Annotated in this window: 21 protein-coding genes; 12 read left to right on the forward strand and 9 right to left on the reverse strand. The window is 72.0% G+C overall.

Annotated elements, in window-relative coordinates; all coding sequences use genetic code 11:
• Window positions 1-27 precede the first annotated feature (27 nt).
• From E9228_RS15535 to E9228_RS15545, 3 genes are all read right to left on the reverse strand, one after another.
• Window positions 28-819, reverse strand: a complete 792-nt coding sequence (locus E9228_RS15535) for a hypothetical protein (protein ID WP_208386350.1) — start codon at window positions 817-819, stop codon at window positions 28-30.
• 136 nt (window positions 820-955) lie between these two features.
• A complete protein-coding gene (locus E9228_RS15540; protein ID WP_166781450.1) occupies window positions 956-2,194 on the reverse strand; it encodes an MFS transporter in 1,239 nt (412 codons plus the stop codon).
• Complete coding sequence (locus E9228_RS15545) at window positions 2,191-2,718, reverse strand: helix-turn-helix domain-containing protein (RefSeq protein ID WP_166781451.1); 528 nt, start codon at window positions 2,716-2,718, stop codon at window positions 2,191-2,193. The genes E9228_RS15540 and E9228_RS15545 overlap by 4 nt, the downstream gene beginning before the upstream one ends.
• Window positions 2,719-2,844: 126 nt before the next feature.
• Between E9228_RS15545 and E9228_RS15550 the strand changes: the two genes are divergently transcribed.
• The gene (locus tag E9228_RS15550) at window positions 2,845-3,573 is read left to right on the forward strand and encodes an ABC transporter permease (RefSeq protein ID WP_166781589.1); all 729 of its coding nucleotides are present in this window, start codon (window positions 2,845-2,847) and stop codon (window positions 3,571-3,573) included.
• 12 nt (window positions 3,574-3,585) lie between these two features.
• Here E9228_RS15550 and E9228_RS15555 read toward each other — a convergent pair whose 3' ends face one another.
• Together E9228_RS15555 and E9228_RS15560 are read right to left on the reverse strand one after the other, a co-directional pair.
• Complete coding sequence (locus tag E9228_RS15555; RefSeq protein WP_166781452.1) at window positions 3,586-4,245, reverse strand: response regulator transcription factor; 660 nt, start codon at window positions 4,243-4,245, stop codon at window positions 3,586-3,588.
• Window positions 4,245-5,333, reverse strand: coding sequence for an ATP-binding protein (locus E9228_RS15560; protein ID WP_166781453.1), 1,089 nt, complete (start codon window positions 5,331-5,333; stop codon window positions 4,245-4,247). The genes E9228_RS15555 and E9228_RS15560 overlap by 1 nt, the downstream gene beginning before the upstream one ends.
• Before the next feature lie 258 nt (window positions 5,334-5,591).
• Between E9228_RS15560 and E9228_RS15565 the strand changes: the two genes are divergently transcribed.
• From E9228_RS15565 to E9228_RS15580, 4 genes are read left to right on the forward strand one after another with little or no spacing between them, the layout of a single operon-like run.
• Window positions 5,592-6,389, forward strand: coding sequence for a COG4705 family protein (locus tag E9228_RS15565; RefSeq protein WP_166781454.1), 798 nt, complete (start codon window positions 5,592-5,594; stop codon window positions 6,387-6,389).
• Window positions 6,390-6,426: 37 nt separating this feature from the next.
• Window positions 6,427-7,110 (forward strand): VTT domain-containing protein, encoded by a 684-nt coding sequence (locus E9228_RS15570; protein ID WP_166781455.1) that lies wholly within the window; start codon window positions 6,427-6,429, stop codon window positions 7,108-7,110.
• Entirely contained in the window at window positions 7,107-7,904 is a 798-nt protein-coding gene (locus tag E9228_RS17665; RefSeq protein WP_166781456.1) for a COG4705 family protein, read from the forward strand. Before E9228_RS15570 ends, E9228_RS17665 begins: the two co-directional genes overlap by 4 nt.
• Before the next feature lie 60 nt (window positions 7,905-7,964).
• Window positions 7,965-9,164: an FAD-dependent monooxygenase gene (locus tag E9228_RS15580; RefSeq protein ID WP_166781457.1), complete on the forward strand. Its 1,200-nt coding sequence runs from the start codon at window positions 7,965-7,967 to the stop codon at window positions 9,162-9,164.
• Between the two features lie 506 nt (window positions 9,165-9,670).
• On the opposite strand, the gene E9228_RS15585 is transcribed toward E9228_RS15580, so the two are convergent.
• Window positions 9,671-10,531, reverse strand: a complete 861-nt coding sequence (locus E9228_RS15585; protein WP_166781458.1) for an alpha/beta fold hydrolase — start codon at window positions 10,529-10,531, stop codon at window positions 9,671-9,673.
• Between the two features lie 52 nt (window positions 10,532-10,583).
• Here E9228_RS15585 and E9228_RS15590 point away from each other — a divergent pair, with 52 nt between their 5' ends.
• A complete protein-coding gene (locus tag E9228_RS15590) occupies window positions 10,584-11,108 on the forward strand; it encodes a CGNR zinc finger domain-containing protein (protein WP_252728408.1) in 525 nt (174 codons plus the stop codon).
• Window positions 11,109-11,144: 36 nt separating this feature from the next.
• Here the strand turns inward: E9228_RS15590 and E9228_RS15595 are convergent, their stop codons facing one another.
• From E9228_RS15595 to E9228_RS15605, 3 genes are all read right to left on the reverse strand, one after another.
• On the reverse strand, window positions 11,145-12,311 hold the full coding sequence (locus E9228_RS15595; protein WP_166781459.1) for a N(5)-(carboxyethyl)ornithine synthase: 1,167 nt from the start codon (window positions 12,309-12,311) through the stop codon (window positions 11,145-11,147).
• 31 nt (window positions 12,312-12,342) lie between these two features.
• A complete protein-coding gene (locus tag E9228_RS15600; RefSeq protein WP_166781460.1) occupies window positions 12,343-13,212 on the reverse strand; it encodes a UbiA family prenyltransferase in 870 nt (289 codons plus the stop codon).
• Between the two features lie 177 nt (window positions 13,213-13,389).
• Entirely contained in the window at window positions 13,390-14,340 is a 951-nt protein-coding gene (locus E9228_RS15605; protein ID WP_166781461.1) for a DMT family transporter, read from the reverse strand.
• 70 nt (window positions 14,341-14,410) lie between these two features.
• On the opposite strand from E9228_RS15605, the gene E9228_RS15610 reads away from it, so the two are divergent.
• The 6 genes from E9228_RS15610 to E9228_RS15635 all read left to right on the forward strand — a co-directional run bounded on the left by E9228_RS15610 (window position 14,411) and on the right by E9228_RS15635 (window position 22,053).
• Window positions 14,411-15,259, forward strand: coding sequence for a LysR family transcriptional regulator (locus tag E9228_RS15610; RefSeq protein ID WP_166781462.1), 849 nt, complete (start codon window positions 14,411-14,413; stop codon window positions 15,257-15,259).
• 162 nt (window positions 15,260-15,421) lie between these two features.
• Window positions 15,422-16,234, forward strand: coding sequence for a fructosamine kinase family protein (locus tag E9228_RS15615; protein ID WP_166781463.1), 813 nt, complete (start codon window positions 15,422-15,424; stop codon window positions 16,232-16,234).
• Between the two features lie 160 nt (window positions 16,235-16,394).
• Complete coding sequence (locus E9228_RS15620) at window positions 16,395-17,699, forward strand: ABC transporter substrate-binding protein (protein ID WP_252728410.1); 1,305 nt, start codon at window positions 16,395-16,397, stop codon at window positions 17,697-17,699.
• Between the two features lie 49 nt (window positions 17,700-17,748).
• A complete protein-coding gene (locus E9228_RS15625) occupies window positions 17,749-18,714 on the forward strand; it encodes a carbohydrate ABC transporter permease (protein ID WP_166781464.1) in 966 nt (321 codons plus the stop codon).
• Window positions 18,711-19,610 carry a carbohydrate ABC transporter permease gene (locus E9228_RS15630; RefSeq protein ID WP_166781465.1) on the forward strand — a complete coding sequence of 300 codons (900 nt, stop codon included), beginning with the start codon at window positions 18,711-18,713 and terminating at the stop codon, window positions 19,608-19,610. Before E9228_RS15625 ends, E9228_RS15630 begins: the two co-directional genes overlap by 4 nt.
• Window positions 19,611-19,662: 52 nt before the next feature.
• Window positions 19,663-22,053, forward strand: coding sequence for a TIM-barrel domain-containing protein (locus E9228_RS15635; protein ID WP_166781466.1), 2,391 nt, complete (start codon window positions 19,663-19,665; stop codon window positions 22,051-22,053).
• Window positions 22,054-22,120 lie beyond the last annotated feature (67 nt).

Genomic DNA, 22,120 nt, shown 5'->3' on the forward strand with positions numbered 1-22,120 from the left:
GGTTCGTGGGGTGGGTCGATCCGGACGTCAGCGTCCGAGGCCGACCCGGTCGACCTTGCGGTGGTACCGCATGCCGGCCAGGCCACCGAGGACGGCGCCGACCAGGCTGATCACGGCGACCAGGACGACGGTGATGATGCCCGTCACGGTCAGGGTGCCCTCGTCCACCGGGATGCGGGGGAAGCTGTTGAGGTTCCCGAGCACGTTGAACTGGCTGCCGGCGACGGCGGTGACGATCGCCACGACGACGGCGATGACGACCGCCCAGATCCAGACCGCGACGCCCTGCTTGGCTCCGGAGAAGCGCGCCATCCGGCCGGCGACGTAGCCACCGGCGACGTAGGCGACGAACAGGATCACCGCGAGTGCGATGGCCCCGACGATGCCGACGACGTCGCCGTTCTTCGTGACGTCCTTCGCTGCACTGTCGACGTCGCCGCCGTTCTGCCCGAGGCCGACGCCCGCACCGACGGCGGTGAGGACCGCCGTGAGGATGACGGCGGTGCCGGTCGCGGTGAGCCAGCCGAAGAACGCCGAGCCCCACTTGAAGCCGGCGAACTCGTCCTTCTCGCGCTCCAGGACGCTCTCGCGCTGGGTCGGTCCGCGATCGGCGCGGGCGGCGCCGCCTGCTGCGGTCGCGGTGTCGTTCCGCGCGGTGTCGTTCCGGGCGGTGTCGTTCCGGGCGGTGTCGTGGTCGTTGCCGCGGTCGGGCGAGACCGCGTGCGCCGCTTCGGTCTCCCGGCGTGCTCCGTCAGGTCCGGTGCCGTCGGTCGCTCCGGCGTGACGGACGGGCCGCGTGTCGTCGTCGGGTGTGCTCATGGCTGCCTCCTGGCGTGGTGCTCGTGCTGCTGGTCGATCCGCCCGGTACGGAACTCCGGTGCGGGTGGGAGCGCGGGCAGACGACGGCGCACGTGCGGTTCGCGGACAGTCGCCGGCGTGCACGGCACGAGCGGGATCACGCCGGACGAGCCTCCTGGACGGTCACCCGCCGGACGCTCGGCGTGACCGCTGCCGCCACGGTGGCGACCACGACGAGCAGCGCGCAGCCGAGCAGGGTCGGCGTGGTGCCGACCGTGTGTGCGAGCGGGCCGACGAGCGCTTCGCCGAACGGCAAGGCGACGACCGACCCGACGGCGTCGTACGAGTAGACGCGGGCCAGGACGTCGCGCGGCACGTTCGTCTGCAGGGACTGGTCCCACGCGATCGAGAAGACCTCGATGGCGGCCCCCGCGACGGCGAACGACACGATCAGCGCCGGGACGGAGGGCCGCAGCGCCAGGGTCAGGACGGGCACCGCTGCGACGACCATCAGGGCCACGCCGATCCCGAGAGCGTGCCGGGGGTGCCAGCGGAGCGCGACCACGGCGCCGACCGCGAGTCCGACCGACAGCGCGGCGACGACGAGACCCCAGGCCGCACGGCCGAAGGACGCGTCCGCGACGACGGGCCCGAGCACCGCCGTCGCACCGACGAAGGCGGCGTTGAGCACGGCGAACTGCAGGACGACGATCCAGACCCAGCGTCGGCCGACGAACTCACGCCAGCCCTCCCGGAGGTCCGCCACGACCGACGTCGGTTCCGATGCTCCGCCCCCCGTGGCCGTCCGCGGTAGTCGCATCCGCCCGAAGAGGACCCCGGCGAGCGCGAAGCCCACGGCATCGACGGCGAGTCCCCACCCCGGTCCGACCACGGCCACGAGTCCGGCCCCGGCCGAGGCGCCGAGGATGCTCCCGCCGTTGAGGCCGAGCCGGAGCAGGGCGTTCGCCGGCCGGAGCTGCGCTCCGGGCACCGTGTCCGGCACGAGCGCTCCCGCGGCGGGCAGGCTGACGGCCGCCACCGCTCCGTTCAGGACGCTCAGCACCACCAGCGACGGGATGCTCGCCGACCCGGTGATGACGAGTGCGGCCACGGCGCCCTGCGTGACGGCGGCCGCGCACGACGTCCCGACCAGGACCACGTCCCGCGGCAGCCGGTCGGCGATCACCCCGCCGAACAGCAGGACCGCGACGTTCGCCACCGACCGGGACGCCACGACGAGGCCCAGGTCGGCGGCGGACCCGGTCAGGTCGAGCACCGCGAACGCCAGCGCGATCGGCGCGACGGCGTTGCCGAGGATGCTCGTCGTCCGCGCGGCCAGGAGCCACCGGAAGGGCGTGGACCGGAGCGGACCGAACCGGTCGACCGTGGTGCTCACGAGCGGCGGAGCGGGAAGAGGGCGGCCGTGACGGACACCGGACGGGTGCCGGGTGTCCGCGGCGGACGGGCGGCAGCGTGCAGGATCGCGGATGCCTGCCCGATGTGCTGCACCACACGGCGCCAGGTCTCCGGATCGACCCACAGCTCGGCGTCGGTCGAGACACCGGGACCGTCGGCCTGCTCGCGGGCGCGTCGGCGGAGCTCGTCGGCGACGGCGTCGAGGTACACGAGCCGGTCCTCGGCCGCGGCGGGGTCGAGCGGGTGGACCTCCTGGGCGTCGAACGGCTCCGAGGACGTCTCGTGCCGGTAGCGCTTGGCCTCGCCGCCCCGCAGCCGGACGACCTCGACCACGCGGACGAGCCCTGCCCGCTCGAGCACCCGGAGGTGGTAGCTCGCGGTCGCCTGGGACAGCCCGAGCTCGCGCCCGGCCTCGGCGGCACTCATCGCGACGCCCGTCAGCAGGGACAGCAGTCGTAGGCGGATGGGGTGCGCGGTCGCACGGAGCTCGTCGATGGTGGACACGGGGGCATCGTGACAGCCGGGCCGCCTCACCGTCAAAGGGCTCTTTGGGGGTCGAGGACCGACCCGGACGCGTCGGGGCCGTACAGTGCAACGCATGAGCGGGCGGTGTCGGCGGTGACCGGGGCGATGCTCCCGACCGTGTTCGGGGTCGTCGCACTCGTGGTCCTCGCGACGGCTGTCCTGCTCCTCGCGCGAGCAGCGTCTCCCTGGGCACCGGCTCTCGCTGTCGCTCGCGGTGCAGCACAGCTCGCCGTCATCAGCCTCGTCCTCGCCGGCGTGATCCGGTCGCCGTGGCTCATCGCGCTGGTGCTGACCGTCATGTTCACGGTCGCCGTCGTCACGGCGTCCCGGCGCCTCGGTGCGGTGCGCCGGATGGTGTTGCCCGTCGCCTCGTCGATGGCGGTCGGGATCACCGTCACGGGCCTGATCGTCTTCGGGACGGGTGCGATCGAGCCCAGTCCGCGGGACGCCCTCGCGGTCGGTGGCATCGTGATCGGCAACGCCATGACGATCGCGAGCATCAGCGGCCGCCGCTTCGTGGAGCTCGCCGACGACCGGTGGGACGACGTCGAGGGCTGGCTCGCCCTCGGTGCGACACCCCGCCAGGCGACCGTGCAGCTCGTCCGGCGTGCGGTGAGCGCCGCGCTCGTGCCCACGGTCGACCAGACGAAGACGACGGGCTTGGTCACACTGCCGGGAGCGTTCGTCGGTGCGGTCTTCGGCGGGCTGTCCCCGCTCGAGGCCGGACGGTTCCAGATCGTCGTCCTCGCGGCGATCATGGCTGCCGGCACGTGCACCGCGGTCCTGCTCACCCGGTGGTTGGCGCCGCTCCGGACACGGCCGCAGCTGCCGTGACCGGGCCCTCGTTCAGGCGGGGGTGCCGAGGCGGTACCCGACGCCGCGGACGGTGCTGATCAGGTCGCGGTCGGTCTTCCGGCGGATGTAGTGGACGTAGGTGTCGACGGTGCCGAGCTGCTCGCCTCGTGCGAAGACGGCGGAGAGCAGGTGCTGCCGGGTGAAGGCCCTGGCCGGTTCGCTGGCGAGCAGACGCAGCATCGCCGTCTCCTTCTCCGTCAGCATCACCCGGCCCGTGTACGGCGAGGTGATGCTGCTGTCGTCAGGGAAGAATGACCATCCGCCGATCTCGATCCCCGGACCGGCACCGGAGTAGTCCCGCGTGAGCGCGCGGAGTCGGGCGGTCAGCTCGTCGAAGTCGAACGGTTTCACCAGGTAGTCGTTCGCGCCGGCGTCGAGACCCGAGACCCGGTCCCGGACTTCCCCGAGCGCGGTGAGCATCAGCACGGGGGTGCTGATGCGGCGCTGGCGGAGCGTCTCGACCACCTCGGTACCGTCGATGCCCGGCAGCCGGCGGTCGACCACCATCACGTCGAAGTACTGCGCGGCTGCGGCGAGCAGTGCGCTCTCGCCGTCGGCGCAGAGCGTCACGTCCCATTCCTCGCCCAGCACGTCGGCAACCAGCGGACCGAGCCGTGGATCGTCTTCGACGAGCAGCAGGCGGAGCGCCATCAGCGGTCCTCCCGTTCGTGTCCCGGTCCGTCAGGCTGCACCACGGGGAGCCGTAGGGCGAACACGGTGCCGTCGCTGCCGGTGCGCTCGACGGTGACGTCGCCGCCGGCACGGACGGCGATGTCACGCACCAGCGCGAGACCGATCCCGTAGCCGGTCCGCGTGCCCGCTGCGCCCGCAGTCGCGGTCGGGGTGCCGTGGGCGAACCGGTCGAACACCCGCGTCGGGGCGATCCCCGTGATGCCCGGCCCGTCGTCACCGACACGGATCGTGACGGACGGGCCGTCCGCGCGCACCCGGACGGACACGTTCCCGTCCGGGCGCGTGTGACCGATCGCGTTGTCCGTCAGCGCCACCAGGCAACGCCGGAGTTGTGTCTCCGACACGGCCAGCACCGGCCCGGCCCGACCCGGCTCGGCCCGACCGACCGTGAGGTGCACCTGTCGTTCCGCGGCGAGGACGGACATGTCGCGTTCGAGGGTGATCAGCGCCACATCGAGGTCGGCGACGCCGCCGGTCGCCTCGCTGCCGGCTGCGGCATCGAGGAGGTCGTTGACGATGTCGATCAGCACCCGGGTGTCGCCCTGCAACTCGTCGACGACGGCGCGACGGGCGTCGTCCGCCGGTGTCATCATCCGGAGACGCTGCACCCGGGCGTGCAGCACCGTCAGCGGTGTGCGGAGTTCGTGGCTGGCGTCAGCGACGAAGGTCCGCTGCATCCGCGCGGCTTCGGCGATCGGCAGCACCGCACGGCGTGCGATCACCCACGCGGCGATGCCCGCGAGGGCGATGGCGAGTCCGCCGACGCCCAGGACCGCGATGCTGAGGTCGACGGTGTCGAGGGTGATGTGCACGTCGGTGGGACCGGGCGTCTCGTGCAGTTGCCCCGGCGTGAGCTGCCACAGGACGTACCCGACGACCAGCAGGACGATCGCGATCACCAGCGCGGCCGAGACGACGGCGACGCGGAGACCGATGCCGATCACGGACCGCCGGTACGCCAACCGGTCCGGGTCGCGTTCAGCGCCGGACCGGAACGACCACGACGTGGCCGAGTCGGCGATGGCAGACCACCACGATGACGACACCTGTGCTCCTTCCCGGAAGCGACGCCGGAACACGTGGGGGGTGCGCGTTCCGACGTCGCCGTACGGGCACCGATCCTGCCCTACCCGAGCAGCGCCGGCGCGTCGATCATCAGGGACGAGCACTCAGGAACCACCAAGAATGCGCAGATCGTGCACGGAGCCCGTTTCTTGGTGGAGTCTTGCGGGCCTCTTCCTACCGTCGTGACATCGCCGGTCCCACGTTGCGCGGGATCGCCCACTTCCGACGAGGAGAACGTCATGTCCCACTCGCCTGCGGCGCTGCTGCGGACCCGGACCCGCTCGAACAAGGTCCCGGACCCCACCGCGTCGTTCTGGATCATCAAGGTCCTCGCGACCACCGTCGGTGAGACCGCCGCGGACCTCCTCAGCGACACCGTCGGCCTCGGACTGCCCCTGACGACGGTGATCATGGCCATCGCGCTCGTGGTGTTCCTGGTGCTGCAGTTCCGTGCACGCGCCTACCGGCCTCCGCTCTACTGGAGCACCGTGGTGCTGATCAGCATCGTCGGCACCTGCATCACCGACAACCTCACCGACGGCCTCGGCGTACCGCTGGTCCTCAGCACCACGGTCTTCGCCGGGGCGCTGGCAGTGGTGTTCCTCGTCTGGTTCCGGACGGAGGGGACCCTCTCGATCCACAGCATCGACACGCGCCGACGGGAGGCCTTCTACTGGCTGGCGATCCTGTTCACCTTCGCGCTCGGCACCGCCGCCGGCGACCTGATCGCGGAACAGACCGGTCTCGGGTACTTCCCGTCCCTGCTGCTGTTCGCCGCGGCGATCGCGCTGACGGCTGCCGTGTGGTTCCTCGGCCGCCGAGGCCCGGTCGTGTGCTTCTGGATCGCCTACATCCTCACGCGTCCGCTCGGCGCGTCCGCCGGTGACCTGCTCTCGTCTCCGGTGCACGACGGCGGACTCGGTGTCGGCACCATCACCACCAGCATCGTCTTCCTCGTCGTGATCACCGCGATCATCACCTGGCTCTCCCTCCGGCGCCGCGAGGACCCGGCGCTGCGGTCGCAACTGACCGTCTGAACCCCGCCGCGCCCAGCCGACCCCCGAAGGACCTCTCGTGCTCACCACCGTCCCCCTCGCCGTGCACCTGCTCGACGCCGCGTCCGTGCTCCACGCGTTCGGCCCGTACGTCCTCGCCGGCGTCGCCGTCCTGATCTTCATCGAATCCGGCGTGCTCTTCCCGTTCCTGCCCGGCGACTCACTGCTCGTGACCGCCGCGATCACCAGCAGCGCACTCGGCATCACGCCGTGGCAGGTCGCCCTGGTCGCGTCCCTCGCCGCGATCGCCGGCGACCAGGTCGGCTACTGGCTCGGCAAACGCTTCGGCCGACGGCTGTTCCGCGACGAAGCACGGCTGCTCACCACCGCCCGACTCGGAGAAGCGGAAGCGTTCTTCACCCGCTGGGGCGGGCTCTCCCTCATCCTCGGCCGCTTCGTACCGGTCGTCCGCACCTACGTGCCCCTCGCCGCCGGGACCGCACAGATGCACTACCGCCGGTTCCTGCTGTTCAACGTCACCGGCGCCGTCGCATGGGCGGCAGGCCTCACCGCCGTCGGTGTGCTCCTCGGCGGGATCCCGATCGTTGCCCACAACATCGACGTCCTGATGATCGTCATCATCGTCGTGTCGGTACTCCCGATCGTCATCGGTGCACTCCGCCGCCGAAGCCACGATCGGGCGGCGGCGGCGGACGAGCACCGCGCCCGGGAACCCCGGGAGACGCGGGAGCGGCAGCCGTGACGATCTCCGCGACCGGCCGGGCGAACCGTGTGCCCGACCCGACAACCTCGTTCTGGGTCGTCAAGGTGCTCACCACCGGCATGGGGGAAGCGCTCTCCGACTTCCTCGTCACCCGGTTCGACCCGGCACCGACCGTCCTCGTCACCGCGGCGCTCTTCGCGGCCGTCCTCGCCCTGCAGCTCGCGGCGACCCGGTACGTCCCGTGGCTGTACTGGACGACGGTCTCGATGGTCGGTGTGTTCGGCACCATGGTCGCCGACGTCACCCACGTCGCCTTCGGGGTGCCGTACCTGGTGTCCGCACCCGTGTTCCTGCTCGCCCTGGTCGCGGTGTTCGTCCTGTGGCGTCGAACTGAGGGCACCCTCGACGTGCACGCGATCACCAGCCGGCGTCGGCACTCCTGGTACTGGGCCGCCGTCATCGCGACATTCGCGACGGGGACGGCCGCCGGCGACCTGCTCGCGAGCACCTTCCACCTCGGCTACGCCCTCGCCGGCCTGGTCTTCGTCGCCCTGATGGCACTCGTCGTGGTCCTGCGGATGACGGTCGTGCTGGGGCCGGTCGCGGCGTTCTGGACGGCGTACGTCCTCACTCGCCCCGTCGGCGCCTCGTTCGCGGACTGGATCGCGGTCCCGCACAGCCGTGGCGGCCTCGGCGCCGGCACCGGCCTCGTCAGCGCGCTCCTCGCCGTGGTCATCGCCACCGTCGTCGCCTGGACGTCCCAGTACCACCGCGTGACCCGGATCAGCGGTGTCCGCGACGGGGGGCGTGACGCAGCCGGGACCGGTACCTGACCACCGGTCGGGATCCGCACTCCAGCAGGTCGCACGCTCCCTCCTGCGTAGGCTCACCCCGTGACCACGGACACCACGGACGTCCTCGTCGTCGGCGGCGGACCGGTCGGCCTGTTCCTCGGCGCGCTCCTCGCCGCCCGCGGCACGGCCGTGCAGGTCTGGGAGCGCCGGACCACCGAACCGGTCGGCTCCCGCGCGATCGGCATCCACCCACCGTCGCTCGACGCCTTCGCCGAGGTCGGCCTGGCCGGCCCCGTGCTCGAGGAGGCCGTCCTCGTCCGCACCGGTGTCGCCCGCAGCCGAGGCCGGGTCCTCGGAGCACTGTCGTTCGACCGGGCCTCGGACACCCACCCGTACGTGGCGACGTTGGACCAGCACCGCACCGAGACCCTGTTGCGCGAGCGACTGGACGCCGCCGCTCCCCACGCCTTCCGCACCGGGACCGCCCTGGTCGACCTGGCCCGGCACGCCGACCACGTCGACGCGACGGGCGCCGACCGGGACGGCCGCACCGTCTCCGTCCGTGCCGCGTTCGTGGTCGGTGCCGACGGTGCCCGGAGCGTCGTCCGTGACCTGCTCGGCATCGGCACGACCGGCCGGGACTACCCCGACCGCTACGTGATGGGCGACTTCGCCGACCCCGAGGACGCCGACGCCCGGGCGACCGCGCTCGTCGACGTCGGAGCGGGCGGCGTCGTGGAGTCGTTCCCCCTCCCCCACGGCCGTCGCCGCTACGTCGCCCTGCTGGCCGCCGACGACCCGCTCGTCGACGGGTCCGCGCCGGTGACCGCAGCCGACGCACCGGAGGCGGGTCGTGCCTCCCGGCTGGCGGCGGTCGTCCGCGACCGGACCGGCGTCGCACCGGACCCGTCCACCTGCTCGATGCTCAGCGCGTTCCGGGTGCGTCGACGGACCGCGGAACGCGTCGGCGTGGGGCGGGTCGTCCTGGTCGGCGACGCGGCCCACGAGATCAGCCCGATCGGTGGGCAGGGCATGAACCTCGGCTGGTTGGACGCCGCGGACCTCGCACCGCTGCTCAGCGACGCCGTCCGGACCGGTGCGACCGGCCCGTGGCCGGCCTACGCGCGTCGCCGACAGGCCGCCGCCCGTCGTGCGGGTCGGCAGGCCGAGGCGAACATGGCCCTCGGCCGCGCCGTCCCCGAGGCGGTCGGCATCGGCCGGGAGGCGCTACTCCGGTCCGCCCTGGCCCTCCCGACCGCCGGTGCGCTCGCCCGGCTCTACGCGATGGCGTGGGCGTAGCCGGAACCGCTCCCGGCGCTGCTCGGGCAGCTCAGGCTGCTCAGGCTGCTCAGGCTGCTCAGGCTGCTCAGGCTGCTCAGTGCGAGGTGCGGTGCCGTCCGTACCGCTGGAACAGGGCCGCCCACCGGGGCAGGGCGCGCTGCTCACCGGACACGACCGCCGCCGCGGTCGGGGACGGTGCGAACGCGAACCAGGGGCACACGGGGCACACGTGCAGCCACTCGTGGACGGCGAGACCGACGCCGTAGTACTGGTTCCGCGCGACCCGAAGCGGGCGGGAACACCGGGGACAGGACAGCTGTACGCCGTCCCGTCCGAGCGCGGGGGTGGTCGTTCGTGTCACGTCGACAACTGGCATGGCCGGTCCTCTTCGAGTGTCCCGTCACGCACCGTTGCGTGACCGTGCGGCGAGGATACGACCGGACCGGCGGCGGTGCACCCCGGGGCGTGTTCCTGTCCGCAGAACGCGAGCGAGCCCCGTCGGTCCACCCGTCGCCGCACGGTCCTCACCGGTCGCCGAGCCACTCCCGGATCGTCGTGGCGACGTGGTCGAGGTGCGACTCGAGCAGGAAGTGCCCGCCGTCGACGAGCTCGATGCGGGCCCCTGGTGCGTCACGCCGGAAGGCCTCGGCCCCCGCCGCGGCGAAGATCTCGTCGTTCCGACCCCAGACCACCAGGACCGGTACCCCGGAGGTGCGGAGCCAGTCGTGCACCGCCGGGTACAGCTCGCGGTTGCTGGCGTAGTCACGGAACAGCGCCAACTGCACGTCGTCCTGGCCGGGCCGCGACAGGAGCGCGAGGTCGTGCTCCCAGGCGTCCGGGTCGACCGTGCTCGGGTCGGGCACGCCGTGCGTGTGCTGCCACTCGACGGCCTGGCGACCGAGCGCGGGGCGGAGTGCGTCACGGGTCACGGTCGTCCGCTCAGCGGCGTCCGCCCAGATCGGGTCCCAGAAGTCGGCGACGAAGCCCTCCTCGTAGGCGTTGCCGTTCTGCGTGATGACGCCGTCGACGGCGTCGGGGTCCGCGAGCGCCAGGCGCCATCCGACCGGGGCGCCGTAGTCCTGCACCATGATCGTGTACCGCTCGACGCCGATCGTCTCGAGGAACCGGCGGGTCACCTCGGTGAGGGCGGCGAACCCGTACTCGAACTCGTCGACGGACGGCGCCGACGAACGACCGAAGCCGATGTGGTCGGGCGCGATCACGCGGTGGTCCTCCGCGAGCGCCGGGATGAGGTGTCGGAACATGTGCGAGCTCGACGGGTACCCGTGCAGGAGCAACAGGACCGGAGCGTCGGACGGACCGGCTTCCCGCCAGAAGACCTCGAGTCCGTCGACGCTGACGGTGCGGTGGTGGACAGTGACCATGGCTAACCCCTTCGGACTTTCATACTGGTTAGCCGGACGCTAGCATGGGCGGATGACCGAGGACGAACGACCGGGGAACCCGATGCGCGACGAGGAACTGCTGCTCGCGGTGCTCAACAGCGCGCCGGTGCTCGACGGACGTCCCACCGACACCCTCGTCGGCGAACCCGGCCAGGAGTCGGCGCGGAGCTGGGGCGGGACCGGCACCCCGGCGGAGCTCGACCGACTCCGCCGGGCACGCGACACGATCCAGGCCGTCGTCCGGAGCCCGGGGACGGCTGCCCTCGACGAACTCACCGCCGTCACGGCCGGAGCCGTGCGGACCCCGCGCGTCACGACCGCGGGGGTGGTGTGGGAGCTCCGGGCACCGGCGGACGACCGGCTCGCGGTCGAAGTGGTCCTCGCGTGGTCGAGCGTGCAGGCAGCGCACCCCGGCCGGCTGCGCCCCTGTGCCAACGACGAGTGCAACCTGTTCCTCGTCGACCACAGCCGGCCCGGGGCGGCGAAGTGGTGCTCGATGGCGACCTGCGGCAACCGCATGAAGGCACGGGCGCACGCCGAGCGGACCCGGAGCTGACCCGGGTTCCGGCTCCGGCGCGAGGCGGTCAGGCGGTCAGGCGGTCACGGCGTGCGGGTACTCCGCCGCACGACCCTGGAACGCGAGGATCGCGTCGTTGCGGACCTGCCCGTCCTCGATCTCGACGGCACGGCGGATCGTGTCGGACTCGGCCCACGCGGACGGACCGGACATCACCGTGCGGAGGAACGGCATCAACGCCTCACTGATCTCCCACGTCGAGGAGTTCCAGAGCAGCGACGGGCTGTGGTCCACGGCGTAGTAGTTGGTCGAGTCGCCCACCGTGACCATCGGTTCGGCGAAGGACGTCGAGCGTGCCCAGCTGAAGCCCATGCCCTCGTCGATCGACACGTCCACGATGAGGCTGCCGGGACGGAAGGCGTCGAGGTCCTCGGTCCGCAGGTAGGTGAGCGGCGCGTTCGGGTCCTGCAGCGTGCAGTTCACGACGATGTCGTTCTCGGCCAGGTACGGCGCCAGCGGCACCGGACCCTCGGGTGTGCGGACCGTGCTCGCGAAGGGCGCGTGGTCGTCGTGCTCGAACTGCAGGATGTCGACCGACGGGATCGGCGACCCGACCGCGGCGATGTCACGGTTCGTCAGGACGCGGACGTCGTGGACCCCGTGCGCGTTCAACGCCGTGACCGCGCCGCGAGCCGTGGCGCCGAACCCGATCACGACGGCGGTGAGACGACGGCCGTAGTCCCCCGTCGAGCCGCAGAGCTGCAGGCCGTGCAGCACCGAGCAGTACCCGGCGAGCTCGTTGTTCTTGTGGAAGACGTGCAGGCTGAAGCCGCCGTCCTCGCGCCAGTGGTTCATGGCCTCCCAGGCGATCAGCGTGAGCCGCTTGTCGATCGCGAGCTGGGTCAGGGCCTGGTCCTGCACACAGTGCGGCCAGCCCCAGAGGACCTGGCCGTCGCGCAGGTCGGCGAGGTCCTCTGCCAGGGGCTTCGGCAGGAGCACCACGTCGGACGTGGCGATGATCTCGGCACGCGTGGCCATGCCGGCGACGAGTGGCTCGAGGTCAACGTCGGGGACGCCGAACCGGTCGCCGTACCCGCGCTCCAGGACCATCTGCGCGCGGAGGTCCGGGTCGATGCGCCCGAAGTGGGCGGGGTGGATCGGCAGGCGACGTTCGTCGGCCTTCCGGGAGACAGCCAGCACCCCGAGCCGGAGCAAGCGGGGGGTCGGCGTGTTTTCGGTCATGGTGCACTGTAACGGCGCACCCGAGCGGAACTCAGGCGACGAGTGCCGCGCCCGCGAACCCGAGCTCGACGACGAGCACGAGGGACGATGCGATGACGAGCCGGAACAGGGTGCGCGTCGGCGGACCGGTGAGCACGAGCCGGACGCCGACCACCGCGAGCACGACCACCACGACGGCGCCGAGGACCGCGAGCACCGCCCCGGCACCACGGACCGGGTCGGTACCGCCGAGTTGCCCGACGAGCACCAGGACCGCAGCGACGACGAGCGACCCGAACGCCACGATCCCGGACGCGTGCAGCCCGAGACGGTGCGGGAAGCCCCGGACCCCGGTGGCCGCGTCATCGACCAGGTCGGGCAGGACGTTCGTGCAGTGGATCGCGACACCGAAGACCGCTCCGGTCGCGATCGCCCACGTCGCCGGCCAGCCACCGTCCGGTCCGGCAGCGACCGCGACGACCGGCAGCAACCCGAACGCCACGACGAACGGCACGACCGAGGCCGCGGTCCGCTTGAGCCCGGCGTCGTAGGCCCACCCGGCCGCCACGAGGACGACGTGGGCGACGGCGGCGACCGGTCCGAGGAACAGCGAGAGGACGACGGCGACCCCGGCGGTCACGAACGCGGCGGTCCGGACCGTGCCGACCGCGATCAGGCCACGGGCGACGGGCTTGTCACCCCGGCCCACCGCACGGTCCCGGTCGGCGTCGATCCAGTCGTTCGCGAGCCCGATCGACAGCTGTCCCGCCACCACGGCGAGCGCCACCAGGAGGACGACCCGGAACGGGTGCCCGACAGCGGTGGCGATGACCGCCGCGAGGACGGTGACGGTGACGGTCGGACCGGGGTGCGACGACGCGAACAGCAGGCGAGCGGTCGAGGGCCTGCGGGAAGGGGTCACCAGGCCAGCGTACGGAGCCGACGGCGGTCCCGGCCGCTGAGCGGTCCTGCACGGTCCGTCGCCGCGCTGATCGCCTCGCTCATCAGCACGCCACGCGTCCTCCGACGCACGACGGCGATGCTCGCCGAACTCGACCGGCGGGAGTCGCTGCCGACCGGTCGCTGACGGACGGGTCGCTCAGCGGCCGCCTTCCGCGCGCGCCTCACCGGCCGGCACCGGAGCCGCGGCCACCCCGCTCCCCCGGCGCCGTCGCGCCCCGAGCAACCCGGAGGCCAACGCGATCCCGGCGAGCACGACCAGCCCGCCGACGGGTTCGTTCCACCGCAGCGGCTCACCGAGCACGAGGACGCCGAGGGCGACCCCGACGACCGGGGTCAGGTAGGTCACCGTGGAGGCCCGGCCCGCGCCCCAGGCGCCGACCAGCCGGGTGTTCCACGCGTAGGCCAACCCGGTGCCCACGGCGCCGAGCGCGACCATGGCGCCCACGATCCTCCAGTCCAGCTGCACCGGACCGGTGGCGACGACGGGTGCGACCACCAGCATCAGCCCGGCCGCGAGGGTGAGCTGCACCGTCGCGACGGTGGTCGGGTCGTACCCGCCGCCGACGCCGAAGCGGCGGAGCCAGGCGAGGCCGATGCCGTACGACGCGGTCATGCCGAGCAGCGCGACCTGCCCGGGGACGCTCGCCAGGACCTGCGGGTCGCCGAGGACGTCCCACGGTCCGACCAGGACGAGCACGCCGACGATGCCGAGCACGATCCCGCCCACCTGGCGACGGCTGAGCCGCTCGGTGGGGACCAGGACGGCCAACGCCAGCAGCGTCATGATCGGCGTGGTCGCGTTGTAGATGCTCGCGAGGCCCGACGGCACGGTCTGCTCCGCCCAGGCCATCAGCGACGAGGGGACGGCGTTGAGGAACACCGCGACGACGAGCAGGTGCCCCCACACCCGCGTCTCGCGGGGCCAGCGGCGGCGGGTGACGAGCAGGACCACGACGAGCGTCAGCGCACCGAGCACGGTGCGGACGGTGGCGACCTGCTGCGGAGCCAGACCGTCGAGCCCGATCTTCGCGAAGAAGAAGCTCGATCCCCAGGTCAGGGCGACGAGCACGTAGAGGAGGGCGTTCATGTGGCCTAGTCTCGGCACACCACGCACATGCGGCAAACGCATGCACCTCATGCCGACATGAAGGACACTCATGACCGTCTCGCTCCCCCAGCTCCGCGCCTTCGTCGCGACCGTCGACGCCGGCTCCTTCACCACGGCGGCCGTCGCCCTCGGGGTCGGGCAGTCCGCCGTCTCGCACGCCGTCGCAGGCCTCGAGCGCGAGGTCGGCGGGCACGTCGTCCGCCGCGGCTCCGCGACGGTCGCGACCCCACTGGGCGAGCGGCTGCTGGCACACGCCCGCAGCGTGCTCGCCTCCGTCGACGCCCTGGAGGCCGTGGTCCGGCCCGCCACAGCGCGCGGCACGGTGCGCCTCGCCGCCGTCCCGACCGTGTGCCAGGGGCTGCTCCCGCGTCTTCGGGAACTCTGGTCGGTGACGCTGCCCGACGTCGACGTGCAGGTCTACGAGGGTGACGACGACGAGATGCCGGAGTGGCTCGAGGCCGGCACGGTCGACGCGGCCGTGCTCGTCGACCCGGTCGCCGTGCCGGACGGCGGGGTCGTGGTCGCGAGGGACGAGATGGCCGCCGTGGTCCGACGCGACCACCCGCTCGCGGGAGCCGAGGCACTGACCCTCGACGACCTCCACGACGACGGCCTGGTCGCCGGCGGCGGCGGCTGCGAACACCAGATCCAGCGGATGCACGAGATCGCCGGGCAGCCCTTCCGGTACGCCCACCGCGTGCGGGAGATGAGCACGATGTTCGGCATGATCGAGCGCGGCGAAGGGGTGTCGATCGTGCCGACCCTCGGCCGCGTGATGCTGCCCGCCGGGCTCGTGATGCTGCCGGTGGCGCCGCGGTACGAGCGGACCCTGGTGCTGTCGGGGCCGTCGTCGCGGCCGTGGCACCCGTTGGCGCGGGCCCTGGTCGACGCGGTCTGAGGTCCCCGCGCGCTGCGGTGTGCCTGGCGTGCGAGCGCGCGCACGGTCTGCGCGGGCGCGTTCTGCGCGGTCTGTGCGGTGCGCGCAGTGTGCGCGGTGTGCGCGGTGTGCGCCGCGTGCGCCGTCTCCGCGCGCTCGTCGCGTACCGGGCAGGATGGGGCGATGCCGGAGACCTACGTCAAGACCTTCACCAGCCCGGACGAAGCTGCCGCCGAGGCGGCCGGACTGGAGTGGCTCGCCGAGGCCGAGGACGCCGGCGGCACCCGCGTCGCCCGGGTCATGGCTCGTCCGCGCCCGACGGTGCTCGAGCTCGAGTTCGTCTCCGACGCCGCGCCCTCGGCGGCCCAGGCGGAGCGGTTCGGGCGCTCGCTCGCCCACACCCACGCGGCCGGTGCGTCGCACTGGGGCGCGCCGTCGCCCGGGTTCCCCGCGAACGGACCACTCCGGATGGGCCGCTCGCGGACGCCGTTCGTGCCCGCGACCGAGGCGCCCGACACCTGGGGCGAGTTCTTCGCCGAGTACCGGATCCGTGACTACGTGCAACGCATCGTCGACGCCGGCGGGTACGACGGGTCCGAAGCGGCCGTGTTCGAGCGCGTCTGCGACCGGTTGGAGGACGGCACGCTCGGCTCCCCGCAACCGGCGCTCGTCGGAGACGGCCCCGCCCGGCTGCACGGCGACCTCTGGGCGGGGAACGTGCTGTGGCCGCGGGACCGGTCGGAGCCCACGGGGGCGGTGCTCATCGACGCGAACCCGCACGGTGGGCACGCCGAGACGGACCTGGCGCTGCTCGCACTGTTCGGGCTGCCGCAGCTCGAGACAGTCCTGGCCGCGTACGACGCCGAGTCGCGCCTGGCGGCCGGGTGGCAGGAGCGCGTCGAGCTGCACCAGCTGGCGCCGCTGCTGCTGCACGTGCTGCTGTTCGGCGGTTCGTACACGGGCGCGGCACTGCGGGCCGCCCGCCGCTACGCCTGACCCCCGGTCCGTTCCGCAAAACGCAACCTCGGCGGCCTCCCGCAGCGGTACTCCGTTGCGGGACGTCGCCGACGTTGCGTGTCGCGGCCGTTGACTTTGCGTTTACAGCGCTGTAAAGATGGGCCTGCGCGACGGAGCGCGAGAGGGAGTGACCATGGTCATGAGCAGCACAACGGCACGGTCGGCACTGACCCGCCGCGGGTTCCTGGCGGGCGCGGTCGGTGGACTCGGTCTCGGCACCCTGGCGCTCGCAGGGTGTTCCGCACCCTCGGCCGGCGGCGCCGCTGCGGGTGGGACCACCCTGCGCTTCTACGAGCAGAAGCAGGAGGTCATCGCCTACTTCGACGACCTGCTGCGTCGCTTCGAGCGGGAGAACCAGGGCGTCCGGGTGGTGCACGACAGCACGGTCGCGATCGCCCCGCAGTTCGTCCGCGGCGAGCCCGCCGACGTCGGCTGCTTCAACGACAACCTCGAGCTCGCCCGGTACATCGAGCGGGGTGTCCTCCGTGACCTGAGCGACCTGCCGGCAGCCGGACGGGTCCGGAGGAGCATCGACGGCCTCACCAACCAGTACGCGACGTTCGAGGGCCGGACGAGCGTCCTGCCCTTCTCGCTCGCCGCCGCCGGGGTCATCTACAACAAGCGGATCTTCGCCGAAAAGGGCCTGCCCGTGCCGACGACCTGGGACGAGTTCGTCGACGTCTGCACCGCGCTGCGGAAGGCCGACATCACCCCGGTGTACGCCACCGACCGCGACACCTGGACGCTCTGGCAGGGCCTGTTCGACTACTCGGTCGGCAGCCTGGTCGACACCGGCTCGTTCTTCCGGAAGATGAAGGCCCTGGGCACCGACGTCGGGCCGGACGCCGAGGTGTCGTTCGAGAAGGACTTCGCCCTGCCGATGGAGCGCGCGAAGACGATCTCGTCGTTCTTCAACCCCGACCACGCCACCCGCTCCTACGCCGACGGCAACCTGGCGTTCGGGCAGGGCAAGGCCGCGATGTACCTGCAGGGACCGTGGGCGCTCAGCCAGATCGCCCTGGTGGACGAGAAGCTGCGCGTCGGGACCTTCCCGCTGCCGGTGTCGAACGACCCGGGCGACCGGAAGGCCCGGGTCAACATCGACCTCGGCCTCTGGATCCCGACCACCACCCCGTACGTCGAACAGGCCCAGGAGCTCGTCGAGTTCCTCATGCAGCCGGACGTGATCAACGCCTACAACCTCGACAACCTGGCGTTCTCGACCACCGAGGACGCGACCCCACAGACCGACGAGCGCATCGCCGGCCTGCAGTCCTCCGTCGACGACGGCGCGTTCTACCAGGGCGCCGGCACCTTCATCCCGACCTCCATCCCGCTCGGGAACTACCTGCAGACCGCGATCCGCAGCGGGGACTTCGACTCGATGCTGCGCCGGCTCGACACCGACTGGCGACGCCTCGCCGGACGCTCGGCGACGGTCTGACCGGCGTGCCCAGCACCCGTCGGACCGAGCCCGGAACACAGGAGCGACCATGACCATGCAGACCCCCCTGACACCCGAGACACGAGGCAGCCAGGACCCGCGTCCGGGTCCCGTCACGGCAGCGACCCGCGTGCACCGCCGGGTCGGCTCGTTGCGCCGCACCGAGGGCATGTACTACCTGTTCCTCGTCCCCGCCCTCGTGCTGTTCACGGCGTTCGTCGTCGCCCCCGCGTGCGTGGGCATCTTCTACAGCTTCACCGACTACCTCGGGTTCGGGCAGTGGCACTTCCTGGGTCTCGAGAACTACCGGGCTCTCGTGTCCGACCCCGCGATCCTCGGGTCCTACGGGTTCACGCTGGGGTTCGCGGTGGTGACGGTCATCGTCACGCAGGTGATCGCACTCGCGTTGGCGATCGCACTGTCCAAGCGGGTCCGTTTCGCCGCGGGGCTGCGGTCGGTGTTCGTCATCCCGATGGTCGTGTCGGGCATCATCGTCGCCTACGTCTTCAACTACCTGTTCTCGAACACGCTGCCGGCCCTGGCGACGTCGGTCGGGTTCGCTCCGCTGCAGCAGAGCATCCTCGGCGACCCGAACCTCGCCTGGCTCGCGATCGTCATCGTCTCCGCCTGGCAGACGATCCCCGGCGCGCTCCTCATCTACACGGCGGGGCTCACCTCGATCCCCGCCGACGTCTACGAGGCCAGCGCGCTCGACGGTGCCGGCACGTGGAAGCAGCTCCGCGCGATCACGCTGCCGCTCATCAGCGGGTTCATCGTGATCAACACCGTGCTCGGCGTGAAGGGCTACCTCGGTGCGTACGACGTCATCGTCGGTCTCACGAACGGCGGCCCCGGCTCGGCGACGAGCAGCGTCGCGATGACGATCTTCACCGGCTTCACCAGCGGCGACTACGCGTACCAGATGGCCAACGCGACCGTGTTCTTCATCATCACCGTCCTCATCTCGGTCCTGCAGCTGGCCGTGACGCGCGGAAGGAACCTCCGACTCGCATGAGCGCCCTCGACACCCGGTCCCCGGCCACCGCCGCCGCCCGCAGCCTGGCCGACCCACCACGTCGCCGCCGACGCCTCGAGCGGGTCAACTGGCCGCTCACGATCATCCTGGCGATCGCGTCGCTGAGCGTCCTGGTCCCGCTCTACGTCACCGTCGCGATGGCGTTCAAGACCAGCGCGCAGGCCGCCGACGGCAACGCCCTGTCGCTGCCCCTGCCGTTCAACCCGGCGAGCTTCGTCGAGGCCTGGCAGCTCACCCGCTTCCCCGTCTCGTTCTCGGTGTCGCTCGGCGTCGCCGCGCTGACGGTCGTCGCGACCCTGCTGCTCAGCTCGTTCGCCTCGTACGCGATCGTCCGGAACTGGCACCGTCGGTTCTTCCGCTGGTCGTTCGTCTACCTGCTCGCCGCGATGTTCCTGCCGTTCCCGGTGGTCGCCCTGCCGCAGATCAAGCTGACGGCGATGATCTCGCTCGACAACCCGATCGGCGTCGCGATCCTGCACGCCATGTTCCAACTGTCGTTCAGCGTGTTGCTCTACTCCGCGTTCCTCCGGTCCATCCCGATCGAACTCGAGGAGAGCGCCCGGATCGACGGTGCCTCGACGTGGCAGATCTTCTGGCGGGTCATCCTGCCGCTGCTCGGTCCGATGAACGCCACCGTCGGCATCTTCGCGTTCCTGGCGTCCTGGAACGACTTCATGATGCCGTCGCTCATCACCGCCGACCCCGGACTGCAGACGCTGCCCGTCGTGCAGAACATCTTCCAGAGCCAGTTCGGCACGAACTACAACGTCGCCTTCGCCTCGTACCTGATGGCGATGGCACCCACGATCGTCGTCTACCTGTTCGCGCAGCGCTGGGTGATCAGCGGCGTGACGCAGGGCGCCGTCAAGAGCTGACCCGAGCCTCCAGACCGACCCCGGCCGGACGGCCGAGACAGGACCGCACCACGTGACCACGTCGCCACTGCCCACCATCCGCCCGTTCCCCGGTTCCGACCCGGTCGCGTCCGCCGACGCGGTCGTCACCGGCGACCGCTGGCGGGTCACCGTGCTCCGCGACGGGCTGTTCCGGATCGAGTGGAGCGAGGACGGTGCGTTCGAGGACCGCGCCTCCACCTTCGCGATCCGACGCCGGCTGGACGTGCCCGAGTACACGGTCACCCGCCGGGGTGACGGGGTCGAGGTGACCACCGACCGCGCGACGCTCCGGTACGACGGTCGTCCGTTGTCCGCCGCCGGCCTGGTCGTCGAGACCTCCGGCCCGGACGCGAACCGGTGGCGGTACGGACAGGAGGCACGTGACCTGGGTGGCACCGGACGCACCCTCGACGACGTGGACGGGCGGATGGAGCTCGAGTCCGGCGTGCTGGCGCGCGACGGCATCGTGATGCTCGACGACAGCGAGTCGTTCCTGTTCGAGGACGACGGGTGGGTCGGCAGCCGGGTCGCCGGGCGCCGCGACGTCAGCGTCTTCGCCTACGGGCGCGACTACGCGGAGGCCCTCCGCGCGTTCCACGCCGTGTCCGGCCCGCCGACCCTGATGCCGCGCTGGGCGCTCGGCAACTGGTGGAGCCGGTACCACCCCTACTCGGACGAGTCCTACCTGGCCCTGCTCGACCGGTTCGACGAGGAACGCCTGCCGTTCTCGGTGGCCGTGATCGACATGGACTGGCACCGGGTCGACTCGGTTCCGGCGCGCTTCGGCAACGGGTGGACGGGGTACTCGTGGGAGCCGTCGCTGTTCCCCGACCCGGAGGCGTTCCTCGCCGAACTCCACCGCCGCGGCATGCGCACGACGCTGAACCTGCACCCCGCCGACGGTGTCCGGGCGTTCGAGGACGCCTACCCGGCGATGGCCGAGGCGATGGGCGTCGACCCGGACACCGAACAGCCGATCCCGTTCGATGCGACCGACCCGGACTTCCTGCGCGCCTACTTCAGCGTGCTGCACCGACCACTCGAGGACCAGGGCGTCGACTTCTGGTGGATCGACTGGCAGCAGGGCCGGACGTCCTCCGTCCCGGGGGTGGACCCGCTCTGGGTGCTCAACCACTTCCACCTGCTCGACTCGGCCCGCGGCGGTGACGGCGGCGGCGGCGGCGGCGGCGGCGGCGGCATGACGTTCTCCCGCTACGCCGGACCGGGCAGCCACCGGTACGCCGTCGGCTTCTCCGGCGACGCGGTGGTGTCGTGGGCGTCGCTGGCGTTCCAGCCGGAGTTCACCGCGACCGCGGCGAACATCGGGTACCCCTGGTGGAGCCACGACATCGGCGGCCACACCCGCGGCGTCCGCGACGACGAGCTGGCCACGCGGTGGGTGCAGTTCGGGGTGTTCTCGCCGATCATGCGACTGCACTCGGCGAACAACCCGTTCATCCGCAAGGAACCGTGGGTGTTCCCCGCCGGACCCCGGGCGGCGATGGGCGACGCACTGCGCTTCCGGCACCGACTCGTGCCGTACCTGCACACCATGAACCACCTCGCTGCGCTGGGGACCGCGTTGGTCCGCCCGATGTACCACCTGGAACCGCACCGCGACGAGGCCTACCGCGTGCCGAACCAGTACGCGTTCGGCACAGAACTCGTCGTCGCCCCGATCGTCGCCCCCCGCGACGCGGTCACCCTGCACGGTCGCGCACGGGCCTGGCTGCCGCCGGGGACCTGGACCGACGTCTTCACCGGGACGACGTACGGCGGGGACCGGTTCGTCGACCTGCACCGGACGCTGGACACGATCCCGGTGCTGCTCCGTGCCGGTGGGATCCTGCCGCTGGCGGGCCCGGACGAGGTCGACGCGACCGTGAACCCGGCGGCACTCGAGGTGCTCGTCGCGCCCGGAGCCTCCGGGTCGTTCACGCTCGTGGAGGACCGCGAGGGACCTGCGGACGGATCGTCCGACGGCGGTGTCTGCCGGACGACGCTGACCTGGGACCGCGACAGCGTCTCGTTCCGCATCGACCCGGCCGAGGGCGACCTGGACAGCGTCCCGGTCACACGGCGCTGGCGGGTCACGTTCCTCGGTGCGCCCGCGCCGGGACAGGAGGCCGATGCGGTGACTCCCGACCGGTTCTCGATCGACCTCGACGCCGCCACCGACGAGGGCGCGGTGGTGACCCTGGCCGGCCTGCCGGTGGTCGGCGTCGACGCGCGGGAAGCAGCACGCCGACTGCTCGAGGGGGCCCAGGCCGGCAACCCGGAGAAGCTCACCGCGTGGGAGGTCGTCGACCGGGACGCACCCCGCGCCGACCGGATGGCCGAACTGGAGACCGTCGGGCTGCCGGAGTCGCTGCGGAGTGCCCTGGTCGAGCTCCTGGGGAGCGTGCACCCGGAGGGCCGCTGAGGCGGACACGGCCCCGGGGAGAAGTGGGGGTGTCGACCAGGGCCCGTCCGCTGCTACTTTGCGGGCA

The sequence above is a fragment of the Curtobacterium salicis genome (genome assembly GCF_011759505.1).
Lineage (GTDB): Bacteria > Actinomycetota > Actinomycetes > Actinomycetales > Microbacteriaceae > Curtobacterium > Curtobacterium salicis.